General features: G+C 68.7%; 15 protein-coding genes and 1 pseudogene. 5 read left to right on the top strand and 11 right to left on the bottom strand.

What is annotated here, in order from left to right:
- Nucleotides 1–19: 19 nt before the first annotated feature.
- The 6 genes from ACFY16_RS39140 to ACFY16_RS39115 are packed head-to-tail and all read right to left on the bottom strand — an operon-like array spanning nt 20 to nt 6105.
- Nucleotides 20–310: an acetylxylan esterase gene (locus ACFY16_RS39140; RefSeq protein WP_390652007.1), complete on the bottom strand. Its 291-nt coding sequence runs from the start codon at nt 308–310 to the stop codon at nt 20–22.
- On the bottom strand, nt 310–657 hold the full coding sequence (locus ACFY16_RS39135; RefSeq protein ID WP_390652006.1) for an acetylxylan esterase: 348 nt from the start codon (nt 655–657) through the stop codon (nt 310–312). The genes ACFY16_RS39140 and ACFY16_RS39135 overlap by 1 nt, the downstream gene beginning before the upstream one ends.
- 17 nt (nt 658–674) lie before the next feature.
- Nucleotides 675–3035 (bottom strand): beta-glucosidase, encoded by a 2361-nt coding sequence (locus tag ACFY16_RS39130; RefSeq protein ID WP_390652005.1) that lies wholly within the window; start codon nt 3033–3035, stop codon nt 675–677.
- Between the two features lie 8 nt (nt 3036–3043).
- Entirely contained in the window at nt 3044–3862 is an 819-nt protein-coding gene (locus ACFY16_RS39125) for a carbohydrate ABC transporter permease (RefSeq protein WP_390652004.1), read from the bottom strand.
- Nucleotides 3862–4791, bottom strand: a complete 930-nt coding sequence (locus ACFY16_RS39120; protein ID WP_390652003.1) for a carbohydrate ABC transporter permease — start codon at nt 4789–4791, stop codon at nt 3862–3864. The genes ACFY16_RS39125 and ACFY16_RS39120 overlap by 1 nt, the downstream gene beginning before the upstream one ends.
- A gap of 9 nt (nt 4792–4800) precedes the next feature.
- Nucleotides 4801–6105 (bottom strand): ABC transporter substrate-binding protein, encoded by a 1305-nt coding sequence (locus ACFY16_RS39115; RefSeq protein WP_390652002.1) that lies wholly within the window; start codon nt 6103–6105, stop codon nt 4801–4803.
- A gap of 278 nt (nt 6106–6383) precedes the next feature.
- Between ACFY16_RS39115 and ACFY16_RS39110 the strand changes: the two are divergent.
- From ACFY16_RS39110 to ACFY16_RS39100, 3 genes and pseudogenes are all read left to right on the top strand, one after another.
- Nucleotides 6384–7105, top strand: a pseudogene (locus tag ACFY16_RS39110) (substrate-binding domain-containing protein); the annotation flags it as partial.
- Between the two features lie 479 nt (nt 7106–7584).
- Nucleotides 7585–7956 (top strand): transposase, encoded by a 372-nt coding sequence (locus ACFY16_RS39105; protein ID WP_390652001.1) that lies wholly within the window; start codon nt 7585–7587, stop codon nt 7954–7956.
- Complete coding sequence (locus tag ACFY16_RS39100; RefSeq protein ID WP_390652000.1) at nt 7856–8119, top strand: transposase; 264 nt, start codon at nt 7856–7858, stop codon at nt 8117–8119. The genes ACFY16_RS39105 and ACFY16_RS39100 overlap by 101 nt, the downstream gene beginning before the upstream one ends.
- Before the next feature lie 214 nt (nt 8120–8333).
- Here the strand turns inward: ACFY16_RS39100 and ACFY16_RS39095 are convergent, their stop codons facing one another.
- The gene (locus ACFY16_RS39095; RefSeq protein WP_390651999.1) at nt 8334–8510 is read right to left on the bottom strand and encodes a hypothetical protein; all 177 of its coding nucleotides are present in this window, start codon (nt 8508–8510) and stop codon (nt 8334–8336) included.
- A gap of 30 nt (nt 8511–8540) precedes the next feature.
- On the bottom strand, nt 8541–8765 hold the full coding sequence (locus ACFY16_RS39090; RefSeq protein ID WP_390651998.1) for a hypothetical protein: 225 nt from the start codon (nt 8763–8765) through the stop codon (nt 8541–8543).
- A gap of 13 nt (nt 8766–8778) precedes the next feature.
- Between ACFY16_RS39090 and ACFY16_RS39085 the strand changes: the two genes are divergently transcribed.
- Complete coding sequence (locus ACFY16_RS39085) at nt 8779–9063, top strand: hypothetical protein (RefSeq protein WP_390651997.1); 285 nt, start codon at nt 8779–8781, stop codon at nt 9061–9063.
- On the opposite strand, the gene ACFY16_RS39080 is transcribed toward ACFY16_RS39085, so the two are convergent.
- From ACFY16_RS39080 to ACFY16_RS39070, 3 genes are all read right to left on the bottom strand, one after another.
- Nucleotides 9036–9347 carry a transposase gene (locus ACFY16_RS39080; RefSeq protein ID WP_390651996.1) on the bottom strand — a complete coding sequence of 104 codons (312 nt, stop codon included), beginning with the start codon at nt 9345–9347 and terminating at the stop codon, nt 9036–9038. The genes ACFY16_RS39085 and ACFY16_RS39080 overlap by 28 nt on opposite strands.
- Before the next feature lie 65 nt (nt 9348–9412).
- Nucleotides 9413–10630: an MFS transporter gene (locus tag ACFY16_RS39075; protein WP_390651995.1), complete on the bottom strand. Its 1218-nt coding sequence runs from the start codon at nt 10628–10630 to the stop codon at nt 9413–9415.
- 447 nt (nt 10631–11077) lie between these two features.
- Nucleotides 11078–11767, bottom strand: coding sequence for an HAD family hydrolase (locus ACFY16_RS39070; protein WP_390651994.1), 690 nt, complete (start codon nt 11765–11767; stop codon nt 11078–11080).
- 153 nt (nt 11768–11920) lie between these two features.
- Between ACFY16_RS39070 and ACFY16_RS39065 the strand changes: the two genes are divergently transcribed.
- A complete protein-coding gene (locus ACFY16_RS39065) occupies nt 11921–12862 on the top strand; it encodes an alpha/beta fold hydrolase (RefSeq protein ID WP_390651993.1) in 942 nt (313 codons plus the stop codon).
- The last annotated feature ends 113 nt before the right edge of the window (nt 12863–12975 follow it).

Here is a 12975-nt window from a genome sequence, read left to right as displayed (position 1 = left end):
CGCTCCTGGACAGCCCTGTTCACCGGGTTTCGTCCGCGTCGGTTCGGAAAGCTGATCTCCGCGTGCGGCAGGAGGGGGCGGACCCGGTGCGCAGCGACTCACTCGTCACCCGTCCGGCAGTTCGGCGTAGGAGCCGTGGCGCCAGGTCGGGGACAGCGAGTGCGGTGCCGCCGCCCTGGCTTTGACCGATCACGGCGACCCGGTCGGGGTCGACGCGGTCCAGCCGGCGGACGGCGTCCACGGCCCGGACCGCCTCGGTGAGCAGTCGGCGGTAGTAGTACGTGCGCGGCGAGCTGATGCCTCGGGTCATCACGCCGGAGACCTCCGGCCCGGTCGGGCCGGAGTCGGGGTCGCGCCCCGGCTCCAGCCCGAGCCCGGCCCGCGCGTGTCCACCTGGAGGTGGGCGTACCCGGCGGACGCCCAGAGCAGGTTCTCCAGCACATGCCCCCGTCCGCAGCCATGACCGACGAACTGCACGACGGCCGGAAGCGGGCCGGTCGCCGTGCCCGGCAGGCGCAGCCACGCCTTGACCGGCTCCCCGCCGAAGCCCGGGAAGGTGACGTCGAAGGTGTCCACGGTGCTCAGTCCGGTGCTGACCGGCGTCAGGCCGGCCTCGCCGCCGTACGAGCGGGCCTCCTCGGGCAGGTCGGTGTACACGCGCGGCTCTCGTTGCGTCAGCGGCACTCGACGGTGACGACGGGGTGCAGCCTGCGGGTGTGGTCGACCTCCCGGGCGTGGCCGGTCAGGCGCAGCGGGACCGTGATGCGGTGGTCGGTGCTGCTGGCGGAGATCCGCAGTTCCAGCTCGCCGGGTTCGACGATGCGACGGCCCGTGCGGCCGGTGAAGGAGGCCAGGTCCGCGGGCAGTTCCAGGAGGACCCGGCAGACTTCCCCGGTTTCGAGCGGGAGGCGCCGGTAGCCGACGAGTCGCTGCATCGGCTGGACCACGGAGGCCACCGGGTCGTGCAGGTAGAACTGCACCACCTCGCAGCCGGAGCGTTCGCCGGTGTTGCGGACCTCGAAGGCGATCCGGAAGCTGCCGTCGGTGCCGGTCTCCGCGACGCTGACGTCGAGCGCGGACCACTCGAATTCCGTGTAGCCGAGACCGTGCCCGAACCCGTAGGCCGCGCTGGTACTGGTGCTGGACACGTCGCTGTCCTGAGCCAGCCGGGCGGCCAGGTAGGTGGAGGGCTGAACACCCTTGTGCCGCGGCACACTCACGGGCAACCGTCCGGAGGGGTTCACCCGTCCGCTCAGCACGCCGGCGATCGCCTCGGTGCCCGCCTCCCCAGGGAAGAAGGACTGCACGATCGCCGCCGCCTCCGTGTCGGCGCGACCCAGTGCGTACGGGCGGCCCGCCAGCATGACGAGCACCATGGGCGTGCCGGCATCCAGCAGGGCGTCCAGCAACTGCTGCTGCACGCCGGGCAGTTCAACCGATTCGGCGTCGCATCCCTCGCCGCTGGTGCCGCGGCCGAACAGGCCGGCGCGGTCCCCGAGGGCGAGCACCACGACGTCGGCGACGCGGGCCGCCGCGACCGCCTCGGCGAAGCCGGCCGTGCTGTCGCCGTCGACCGTCGCACCGGGCGCGGAGAAGATCTCGGCGTCGGGGAACTCGGCCGCCAAGGTCTCGCGCAGCGTGGGCAGCGCGATGCCGGTCGGGACCTCGGGGTGTTGCGAGCCGACGTGCACGGGGAAGGAGTAGCAGCCCAGCACGGCCGTCGGGGTGTCGGCGTTGGGGCCGATCAGCGCGATCCGGCGGGGGCGGCCGAGCGGCAGTGTGCCGTCATTGCGCAGCAGCACGACGGCCTGCTCCGCCAGCTCGCGCGCCAACTCCCGGTTGGCCGGGGGGTCCAGGTCGACGCTGCCGCGCAGCGCCTCGGGATCGGCCAGTTCCGCTCCGGAGAGCGCCTGCGGAACCGGGTTCCACTCGGGGTCGAGCAGGCCGAGCTGTGCCTTCTGGATGAGGACCCGGCGCAGGGCGCGATCGATCAGCTCCTCAGGGACGGTGCCGGCCTCGACCGCGTCGAGCAGCGGCTGTCCGAATGTCTTGACGGTCGGCAGCTCGACGTCGACGCCACTGGCGAGGGCAAGCCCGGCGGCCTCGTCCCAGCTTCCGGCGACGCCGTGCAGGAGCTTGAGGAAGGCGATGCCGAAGTAGTCCGCCACCACCGTCCCGTCGAAGCCCCAGGTGTCCCGGAGCAGACCGGTGAGCAGTTCCTGGTCGGCGGCCGAGGGGATGCCGTCGGTGTCGGTGTAGGCGTGCATGACCGAGCGCGGTCGGCCCTCGCGCAGCGCCATCTCGAACGGGGGAAGGATGACGTCGGCGCGCTCGCGGGCGCCCATGGAGACCGGTGCGAGGTTGCGGCCGGCCCGCGAGGCGGAGTAGCCGGCGAAGTGCTTGAGCGTGGCGACGATCCCGGCGGACTCCAGGCCCTGCACGTAGGCGGTGGCGATGGTGCCGACCAGGTACGGGTCCTCGCCGATGGTCTCCTCGACGCGGCCCCAGCGGGCGTCGCGCACCACGTCGAGCACGGGGGCGAGGCCCTGGTGGACGCCGACGGCGCGCATGTCGGTCCCGATGGCGCCGGCCATGGTGTGCACCAGCTCGGGGTTGAAGGTCGCTCCCCAGGACAGCGGGACCGGGTAGGCGGTCGCCCCCCAGGCCGCGAACCCGGCCAGGCACTCCTCGTGGGCGATCGCGGGTATGCCGAAGCGGTTGGCGGCGACGATGCGCTGCTGGGAGCGGGCGAGCGAGAGCGCACCGACGGCGGCGTCCACGGGAACGGTGCCGAAGGGCCGGGTCAGCTGGCCCAGACCGTTCGGCAGCAGCTCGTCCAGGTCCGGCGGCTCCTCCATCTCGTGCTGGTGCGGGGCGACCTCGCCGCCCTCGTCGGAGGCGCCCACCCAGATGCCGACCAGCTGCGCTGTCTTCTCCCGCAGGGTCATCGCCGCGATCAGGGCGTCGGCCCTGGTCGCGGGGTCGAGCGAGACGTCCCGCCACACAGGGGTGGTGAGCTCGGCGGTGGGGTTCATGTTGCCGGTCACTTTCCTCCGACCCCCATGAGCCCCTGGACCAGGGCGCGGCGGGCGAACAGGTAGACGATGAAGATGGGGAGCATGGACAGCACCACGGCGCTGAGCAGTCCGGGGACGTCGACGCCGTGTTCGGTCTGGAAGTTGTACAGACCGAGGGTGATCACCTTGGTCGACTCCGACTGGGTGAGGATCAGCGGGAAGAGGAAGCCGTTCCAGGCCTGGAGGGCCGAGAAGACGACGATGGAGGAGAGCCCGCTCTTCGACAGCGGCAGGACCAGTTGCATGAAGACCCGCCGCGGGGAGGCTCCGTCCATCGCCATGGCTTCGTACAGCTCAGGGGTGATGTCGCGCATCGTCCCGGTCAGCACCAGGGTGCACACCGGCAGCGAGAACGCGGCGGTGGGCAGGATGACGCCGATCAGGTGGTCATAGAGCCCGGCCTGGCTGATCACGTAGAACATCGGCACGATCACCGCCTGCGCGGGGATCGCGAGTCCCAGCAGGAAGACCCGGAACACGACGGTGATGGTCCGGCCCTGGGCGCGCACGATGGCGTAGGCGAGCGGCGGCACCACCACCAGCACGATGCCGACGACGCTGACGGTGACGATCAGGGTGTTGAGGAAGTCCTGGCCGAAGCCGTTGGAGAACGCGTTGAGGTAGTTGCTCAGGGTCAGCTGCGACGGAAAGCTCAGCGGGCCCTGGGTGGAGTAGTTGGAGGTGGTGCGCAGGGTCGAGATCAGCAGCACGTAGAGCGGCAGACCGACCAGAGCGAGCCATATCAGGGAGCCGAGTCCGGCAAGGTAGTTGGGGCGCTGTCGCATCAGATCCCCTCCGCCGTGCTGCGCATCTTGTCGTAGCCGGAGAGCCGGACCACGGCCAGGGAGATGAGCGTGGCCACCACGACCAGGACCAGCGCGATGGCCGAGCCGGCGCCGAAGTCGAAGTTCTTGAAGCTCTGCTGGTACATGTAGTAGGCGCTGACCGTGGTGTCCGTGCCGGGGCCGCCCTGGGTGAGGATCAGCACCGTGTCGAACGTGGTCAGCCCGCCGACGACCATGAGGATCATCGAGGTGATCGCGGTGTTGCGCAGTTGCGGCAGCGTGATGTGGAAGAACTGCCGCACGGTGCCGGCCCCGTCGATCGCCGCGGCCTGGTAGAGCACCTGCGGAATCCCGCGGGCGCCGCCCTGGTAGAGGAGCGTGTGCAGGGGGGTGAACTGCCACATTCCGACGAAGGTCAGCACCCCGATCGAACCGGTCTGGCTGCCGAGCAGGTTGCCGTCACCGAACAGCCAGGGAAGCTGGCCCGGCATGCCGAAGTTGGGGTCGAGCAGGGCGCGCCATACCACCGAGACCGCGGTCGCCGAGAGCAGCAGGGGGACGAAGAAGATCGCGGACAGCACGGCCCGGTTGCGCTGGTGGCCGGCCGCCCAGACGCCCAGCAGGATGCTGATGGGCGTCTGCGTCACGACCCCGAGCACGGTGAGCACGAGGGTGAGCCAGATGCTCTGGGTCATCACCGGGTCGTGGATCAGCTTGGTCCAGTTCGCCAGGCCGTTGAAGTGCGGCGAGGTGATGCCGTCCCAGCTGGTGAAGGACAGCACCGCGACCAGCACCAGCGGGAGGATCGCGAACAGGAGGAAGAAGACGGTCGCGGGTACCGCCCAGGCGAAGCCCGGGCGGGTCACCCCGACGCCGGCCCGGCGCGCCTTGCGGCGGCCGGACACGGCTGCGAGAGAAAGTGAGCTCATCGGTCCTACTCAGGAGTTGGACAGCGACTGCATCGCCTGGATGAAGCCGTTGGCGTCGGTCTTGCCGTCGAAGAACTTCACAATGGCCGTGTGCAGCGGCGTGGCCGCCGCCGGCGGGTAGGCCTGGTCCCAGGACAGCTGGAACGACGGGGCCGCCTTGACCAGGTTGAACTGGAACTTCGAGTAGTCCGGGCTGGCCGAGGTGGACAGGAACTTGTCGGTGTTGGTGGTGGTCGGCAGGTTGCCGATGCCGAGCTGGGCCTTCACGAACTCGTCGGAGTACATGAGCTTGAGGAAGTCCGCCACGGCCTCGGGGTGCTTGGTCTTCTTCAGGACGGAGTAGAAGTTGTTGGTGTTGCCGACGAGGTTCTTCGGGTCGCCCTTGCCGCCGCTGATGGTCGGGAAGGCGCTGTAGCCGAGGTCGTTCTTGGCGAAGTCGGGGTTGTTGGACTGCTGGGTGGAGTACTCCCAGGAGCCCATCAGCTCGAAGGCGGCCTTGCCCTTGGCCAGCAGCGCCGGGGACCCGCCGTCGGTGAACTTCACCGAGTCGAAGTTGCTGCCGAATGCGCCGGTGTCGACCAGCTGCTTCAGCATGCCCAGGGCCTTGCGGCTTTCCGGCCTTTCCCACGCGCTCTTGTCACCGGCGAGCGCCTTCTCGAACAGGTCCGGACCGGCGACCCGGTCGAAGATGTACTCGAACCACATGAGGGTGGGCCACTGGTCGCCGCCGCCGAGCGCGAACGGGGTCACGCCCTTGTCCTTGAGCACCTTGACGTCGTTGATCAGGTCGTCCCAGGTCTGCGGGACGCTCAGGCCGGCGCTCGCCAGGACCTTCTTGTTGTTGAAGAGCAGCACGGGCTGCGTGCCGCGCATCGGGACACCGTAGGACTTGCCGTCGATCACCGCGGTGTTGAACACCGAGGGGAGGAAGTTGGCCTTGAGCCCCGGGTCCTTGGCGATCATGTCGTCCAGGGGGAGCAGGAGGTTCTTCTTGACGTAGGGCGCGATGCTGCCGCCGCCCCAGTTGAAGAAGATGTCCGGGGCCTGCGGGGTGTTGATGATCGTGTTGAGCTTGGCCTGGTAGTCGGCGCCGGGGATGGTGTCCAGCACCACCTTGACCTTCGAGGTCTTGTTGAACTGGTCGACGATCTGCTTTTCGACCTTGTTCGCGGAGTCCCCGTAGACGAGGACGTGGATCGCCCCGGAGCTGGAGCCGCCGCTGGACCCACATGCGGTGGTCAGACCGAGCAGCAGCGCGGTCGTTGCCGCTACTGCGGCGAGTCTGTTCCGGGTCGCACCGTTGCGAACGGTCACGCGAAGAGAACCCATTGGATTGCCACTCCGTCGATAATTTCGAAGAGATTTCCGAATGCTGCGGGAAACCTAGGCGTAACATCGATCTTCGTCAAGGGTTTGGAAGATCTCGATTCGGCCCGTACCGGCTGGGGCCCTGACCAGCTAATATCCGCCTTGTACAGCCGCAATGACTACGTAGTCACACCAGGGCAGCACAGGAGGGGCTCGTGACCAGAGCGGCGACACTCGACGAAGTCGCGCGCGAGGCGGGGGTGTCCACACCGAATGTTTCGAAGATCGTCAACGGCCGCGCGGACGTTGCCCCGCACCCGGAGCGGGTGGAGGAGCTGCATCACTACGGCTACCAGCGGCGACGCAGCAACAGCGCCCCGTCCAGCCCATTGCTGGAGCTGGTGTTCCACGAGCTCGAGAGTCATCCGTGGGGGCGAGAACGTCGTCCGCGAAGAGGGGATGAGCGCGTCCTGTCGGAATCCTCGGGCCGGCTCAGCCTCGGGCAGTCCTGGATGGACGGGGTGCTCGCCCGCCGCCCCGGCGCATCGGCATGATCGCCGGACCACGGCGGATGACGTGCAGCCGCGCCCGGATTGACGGCTATCGGGCCGCGCTGGAGACGGGCGGCGTCGCCTTCGATCCCGCACTGATCCGCGAGGGTAACTTCTACCACGAAACCGGCTACTGTGCGGGCCTGGGGCTGCTGCGCCTCAAGGACCGGCCCTCCGCGATCTTCACCAGCAACGACCTGCAGGCGCTCGGCGTCTACGAGGCCGCACGGGAGTTGGGCCTACGCATCCCCTAGGATCTCAGCGTCGTCGGCTTCGACGACCTGCCCATCACCCGCTGGGTCGGCCCACCCCTGACCACCGTCCGCCAGCCGCTGACCGAGACGGCCGAGGTCGCCGCGCGCATGGTGATCGACCTCGCCCGCGGCAACCCACCGTCCGCGCTGCGCGTTGACCTGGCCACCAGCCTGGTCGAGCGCAGCAGCACAGCCCAGCCCCCGACCGCCGGCCGCCACCGAGTCGTCGGCACCTTCGAAATTTCGACAGCACGTGGCGCATCGCTCCGGTCGCGTACCGCGGGCTCTGGAGCCATTCCCGCCGACCTGCCCCACTGCCGGCTGCCGGCCAGGTGTGCCCCGCGAACATCGACTGCTTCGGGCGGCGTCCCACTTCCCGCAACGGCATGCCCTGGGACGACTCGAGCCCCAACGGAACCCAGGTGAGTGGTGTTGAGAAGCCGTATCTCTATCGATCATGAGGACGGTTCTGATCGAACACGGTCCCTGGTTGGGTGATCTCGGCCGGGTGGATGCATGAGGACAGGGCCCCTTGGTAGCTCGAGGTTGCGACACCAAACGAGTCTCAGGAGGCCCTGTCCCAGTCTTGCGTGCCGGTCCCCGTCCCGTCCAACTCCCGTGTGTCTTCGTGCGATTGCCTCGCGCACCGGTTCGGGAACGCGGCCGACCGCCCGGAGAGGATGCCGGTATGTCCGTCGGACATGACGGATGCGCAGTGGGCGGTGGTGCGGGATGTGATGCCGGTGCCGGCCTGGCTGGGGGCCGGGGCGGGCAGCCGGAGGCTACTGCCACCGCGTGATGCCGGATGCGATCTTCTACGTGACCGACAACGGCAGTGGCGCTCCATGCCTGCCGATTTCCCCGCCTGGGACCGCGTACATGCCTTCTTCCGCAGGTGGCGGGAGCGCGGTCTGGTCAAGGAGTTCCACGACCGGTTGCGCGGCCGGCCCCGTGAGGCCGAAGGCCGCAAGGCGGAGCCGACCGCGGCCATCATCGACTCGCAGTCGGTCAAGGGCGCCGCCTCGGTACCCGCGGCCCTCGCGGGGCTATGACAGCGGCAAGAAGATCAACGGCAGGCGCCGGCACGCCATCACGGACACGCTCGGCCTGCTGCTGATGGTCCCGGTGTGTGCCGCCGACGTCACCGACCGCCAGGCCGCCCGCGTCATGCTGCCCCGCCTGCGGACACGGTTCCGCATGATCACGCTGGTGTAGGCCGACGGCGGCTACACCGGCCGCCTGGTCACCTGGGCGAAGGAGAAACTCCAGCTCACCCTCGAGATCGTCGAGCGCAGTGACGACATGAAGGGGTTCGTGGTGCTGCCGAGACGCTGGGTAGTAGAGCGCACGCTGCAACGAAGTGGCTGATACGTTCGCGTCGTCTGGTGCGGGACTTCGAGACGCTGCCCGCTTCCAGCGAGGCGTTCGTCTACTTCTCGCAGGCCATGCTCATGAGTCGTCGCAAGGCGATGCCCATCGCGCCGAGGATGACTGGGGCCGCGCCGTCCACGGAGGAGATCCACTCGTGCTCGCGTTGCCCGATCAGCTCCAGGTGTCCGGTCCGGCCCGAGCCGAGGAGCCGGTAGACGATCAGATCGTCGACCAAACCGCGGTCCTTCAGGTAGGCGGTCGCCAATCAGCGGGTGCGGCACAGCTGCCCGTCGGGATCCGGCCGACGCGATGCCGGCAAGGCGATGGCCCCGGCCCAGTCGCTGGTCACGAAGGCGTCGTAGGTGCGCAGCCACTCTTCGTCGTCCGCCGCGTGCAGGACCGCGCACAGCCGGAATGCGTCGCCGGACTGCTCCCGGATCTCGCGCGCGGCCTGCTCGCTCGCCTTCAAGGTCGCGGCCCCGTCCCGCATGACGTCCGGCAGGATGATCTCCCTCGCGGACACCGCGCGCGGCTTCGACGAGGCTTTCCGCCGGCAGGGCATAGCCGAGGTCGAACAGCCCGTTGTCCACGATGATCTCGGCGCCGCGCTCGGCCTCGCGAGTAAAGAAGACCCGGTAGATCTCGTCGGACAGCACGCGCTGGGCGGCCACATGGTGGACGCGGGCCGGCTCCTCGGCGACGAAGTCCTCCAGGTAGGCAGGCGGAGCGAGGACGGAGAAGTCGATGCCCGTGGCGGCCATCACGGCGCCCCCAAAGCCCGGCGGTGAAGTTTCCCCGTGATCTCGGACACGTGATCGTTATGCTTCGTCTGCTGCTGTTCACGGACCTCCTTGCGCAGCCGCTTGAGTTCCTCGCGCTCGGCGCTGGCCAGCTCACCGGACTCGCCCTCACCCCGGTCCGCCTTCGCCCGGCGGTACCAGCCGCGCAGGGACTCCGAGCTGATCCCGAGCTCTCGGGCGATGGCGGTGACCGTCTTGCCCGTGGAGTCGACGAGCGCGATGGCGTCCCGCTTGAACTCCTCGGTGTACCGCTTCGTGTACTTGCTTCCCACCTGGTGCTACTTCCTCTGGAACCTCAAGATCCCAGTCTCCAGGTGTCCACGATCAAGGGGAAGCTTCACTTCGTCGTCGTGACCTGGTCGGTCTGCGTCGAGTGTTCGGCACCGGACGAGGCGACCACCTGGGAGCGGCGCGTGCCACGGTCCATGAAGCCTCCCGCGAAGGCGAGGCCGAGTCCGGCGACGGCGAGGGCTGCGCCGACCAGGTTGGGCGAGGCCCAGCCCCAGCCCGCCGAGATGGACAGGCCGCCGAGCCAGGCGCCGCCCGCGTTGGCGAGGTTGAAGGCGGAGTGGTTGGAGGCGGCCGCCATCGTCGGTGCCGCCTCCGCCTTGGACATCAGGAGCATCTGCACCGGCGTCGTGATGAGCGAGCCCAACGCCCCGATGCAGATGATCGTGATCAGCGCGGGCACCGTGCTGTGGACCGCGAAGTAGAAGGTCACCAACGCCGCGGCGAGCAGGGCGAGGCCCGCGTACAGCGTGGGCCGCAGCGCGCGGTCCGTGAGCGGGCCCGCGACCAGCGTGCCCAGCGTCATGCCGACGCCGTAGAGCGCGAGGACCAGCGTGGTCGAGGAGTCGGAGATGCCCGTGACGTTCGTCAGCATGGGCACCAAGTAGCTGTAGACGGCGAAGAATCCGCCGAATCCGACGACGGCCGTGGCCAGGCCGATCACGACCTGCCGGTTGCCCATCGCACGCAGTTCGTGCCGGATCCCGGTCTGCCCGCCGCGCGGCTGGTGCGGCACGAACAGGGCCAGCGCCGCGAGCGCGACACCACCGATGACGGCGACCGCCCAGTACGCGGAGCGCCAACCGAGGTGCTGCCCGAGGGCCGTGCTCGCCGGTACGCCGACGATGTTCGCGACGGTGAGCCCGAGGAACATCTTGGACACGGCGCGGGCGGCCCGGTCGGGCGCGACGAGCCGGGACGCGACGACGGCGCCCACACCGAACAGCGCGCCGTGCGGCAGGCCGGCGAGGAAGCGCGCGGCGAACAGCGTGCCGAAGTTCGGGGCGAGCGCGGACGCGGCGTTGCCGACGACGAACAGGCCGGACAGGAGCAGCAACAGCCGCTTGTGGGGGATGCGCGCGCCGATGCCCGTCAGGACGGGGGCTCCGACGACAACACCGAGCGCGTACGCGGAGACGAGATTGCCGGCGTGCGGCACGGACACGTCGATCCCGTCGGCGATCTGGGGCAGCAGCCCCATCGTGGCGAACTCGGTCGTGCCGATGCCGAACGCGACAACAGCCAGGGCCAGCAGGGCCAGCGGCATGGTGCAGAAAACCTTTCGAGGAACGGGGAGGCCCACCCCTGGGACAGGGGTGGGCTCATAACACGTGCAGCAGCAGGAGCGTCCTCTCGCATTCCGTGATCGCCCCGTTCGCCCCAGTGACCTCTGTCACCCCGCGCCAACGTCCTGGACCAGGACTTCGTCCGCACCGCCTCCCGCCGCCCCGGCAGCAGCAGGCACAGGGCCGCGGCGGCGAGGGTGAAGCCGGTGGCCCACCTGAATGGTCGGGGCGACCAGGTGGCCGTGGGCGGGCCTGTGGTCGGGGCATTGTGCAGGTCTGGCGCTGCGCCCGGTCGCGGTCCGCGTTTCGGGCCGGCGCGGGGGCGCCTCCGCGGCGAGGTGTGGTCTGCCTGGGCCGGTGGGTGCAGTGGACGGCGTTCGGTCGCCGGGCCCTCAACATCGCGCCGAACGTCGCCCCGGTCGGGCACGTCAGAGGAGCTGGAGCACCTCGGCCAGCGCGCCGGGACGCTGGTCAACGGGCAAGGGATCGACTAGGTGGACCCGGCACCCCAGCGTGGCAGCGCCGACGTCCGCAACAGGCTCGTCTCCCACCATGAGTGCATCGCCGGGCGCCACTTCGAGCTTGTCGCACGCCATCTGGAAGATCCGGGGATCGGGCTTCTTCACCCCACACTCGAAGGAGAGGAAGTAGGCGTCCACGAGGTCATCGACACCGTGGTCGCGGAAGACAGGGCGCATGTCCCAGCCGATGTTGCTGACGACAGCGACCGGGATGCCTCGCCCGCGCAGGGCGCGGAGGGTTTCCTCGGTGTCGGGATAAGGCAGCCATGCTCCAGACACTTGGGAACGTTCATACAGGGCCTCGGCCAGGTCAGCCGCAGGCAGCTTCGCTTCCCGGGTAAGGGCTGTGAAGGCAGCCCGGTGTCGTTCGGCGGTCAGATCGCGCTCCCGCCACAGTGCCTCCAGATGGGGCGGCACTTTGCGCGGAGGAACCCCTCCGGGCTGAGCCCCGAACTCTTCCAGCCGGCTGACGCACGCGTCGAGTTCACCCTCGGGCACGTCCAGACCGGCCTTGGTTGCCACCGTGCGCAGCCACTGCGCGGCCGATTCGATCCGGAAGAGGGTCCCGGAGAAGTCGAACATCACACCCTTGATCATGCAGCCGATCCTGGAGGCGTCGACGAGCCGGCCGCAAGCCCAAGACGATCAAGATCTGCAACCCGGGCAATCCACCAACGTCCTCAGACCCTTGATGTCCGAATCAACTGAGGAACAAGATCCACGCTGGTCGATTCAGGAATCGCCATCACGATGAGCGAACTCGAGTGGATGCTGGGGCCTCCGGTCCAGAGTGAGGCTGCGGCAACTCAACGACGACGTGCCCTCTTCGGAGTGAATGCGCTGCTCCGTCCGCCCGGCGGCGGCAGGGTTTGTGCGTCGATCACGGTCATGCTGGAAGAGGGTACTGCCTCCTTTAATATCCGCACCATGCGTAGGTTCTTCATGGTGGGTGGGCGGAAGCTGTCGTATCTGGACTTCGGGGGTCCGGGAAGGCCGCTTCTGGCCCTGCACGGGCATTACAACGAAGCGTTGGCGTTCGCGCCGTTGGCTGCGGCACTGACCCCACGGTGGAGAGTGATCGCGCTCGATCAACGCGGGCATGGAGAGTCCGACCGTGCTCGCAGTTACGAGCGGGACGAGTACGTGGCCGATGTGGCTGCCTTTCACCGGCATCTGGGAGTCGGCCCTGCGGCGGTGCTGGGCCACTCACTGGGTGGAGTGAATGCCTATCAGTTCGCGGCCCGGCACGCGGACAAGGTCAGCGCGTTGATCGTCGAGGACATCGGTGCGGTCGTGGACTGCGACTGGTCGTTCACCACACGCCTTCCCGGTGTCATGCCGTCCCGGGAAGCGCTGGTCGCGGCTTTGGGCGCGACGGCGCCCTATCTGGAGTGTTCCCTCCGGCAGGCAGTCCAGGGCTGGGGGTTCTCGTTCGACATCGCTGGCACTGTGGCGTCCCAGAAGGCTCTCAATGGTGATCATTGGAACGACTGGATGTCGGTGTCCTGCCCCACGCTGCTGGTCCATGGAACGCGCAGTGACGAATTGGCGGCCGATCACGCTAAAGAGATGGTGGCCCGCTGTGCCGGCAGAGTCCGCCTGGCCGAGCTGCCTGCCGGTCACGTCGTGCATCACGATGTTCCAGCGCAGTTCGCCGATGCGGTCGCCGTTTTTCTCTCCGAACCCTGCTAGGGCGCGTATTGAGTCGCGATCAACGGGCGGTCCGGGTGAGGTCTTTGATCCAGATCATCGAGGCGCGCAGGTGTAGGCCGGCGAGGTAGCTCTGAGGCGTTTTGTCGTATCGG

Source organism: Streptomyces sp. NPDC001315 (genome assembly GCF_042896175.1).
Lineage (GTDB): Bacteria > Actinomycetota > Actinomycetes > Streptomycetales > Streptomycetaceae > Streptomyces.
Note: the sequence above shows the minus strand (reverse complement) of the source record. Positions and strands in the feature narration are given on the sequence as shown.

Excerpts from the sequence above, each read along its gene's own strand:
- ACFY16_RS39140 (WP_390652007.1), bottom strand. The coding sequence starts at position 310 with ATGACCCGAGGCATCAGCTCGCCGCGCACGTACTACTACCGCCGACTG.
- ACFY16_RS39130 (WP_390652005.1), bottom strand. The coding sequence starts at position 3,035 with ATGAACCCCACCGCCGAGCTCACCACCCCTGTGTGGCGGGACGTCTCG.
- ACFY16_RS39125 (WP_390652004.1), bottom strand. The coding sequence starts at position 3,862 with ATGCGACAGCGCCCCAACTACCTTGCCGGACTCGGCTCCCTGATATGG.
- ACFY16_RS39120 (WP_390652003.1), bottom strand. The coding sequence starts at position 4,791 with ATGAGCTCACTTTCTCTCGCAGCCGTGTCCGGCCGCCGCAAGGCGCGC.
- ACFY16_RS39105 (WP_390652001.1), top strand. The coding sequence starts at position 7,585 with ATGCCGGTATGTCCGTCGGACATGACGGATGCGCAGTGGGCGGTGGTG.
- ACFY16_RS39090 (WP_390651998.1), bottom strand. The coding sequence starts at position 8,765 with ATGCGGGACGGGGCCGCGACCTTGAAGGCGAGCGAGCAGGCCGCGCGC.
- ACFY16_RS39085 (WP_390651997.1), top strand. The coding sequence starts at position 8,779 with ATGATCTCCCTCGCGGACACCGCGCGCGGCTTCGACGAGGCTTTCCGC.
- ACFY16_RS39075 (WP_390651995.1), bottom strand. The coding sequence starts at position 10,630 with ATGCCGCTGGCCCTGCTGGCCCTGGCTGTTGTCGCGTTCGGCATCGGC.
- ACFY16_RS39070 (WP_390651994.1), bottom strand. The coding sequence starts at position 11,767 with ATGATCAAGGGTGTGATGTTCGACTTCTCCGGGACCCTCTTCCGGATC.
- ACFY16_RS39065 (WP_390651993.1), top strand. The coding sequence starts at position 11,921 with ATGAGCGAACTCGAGTGGATGCTGGGGCCTCCGGTCCAGAGTGAGGCT.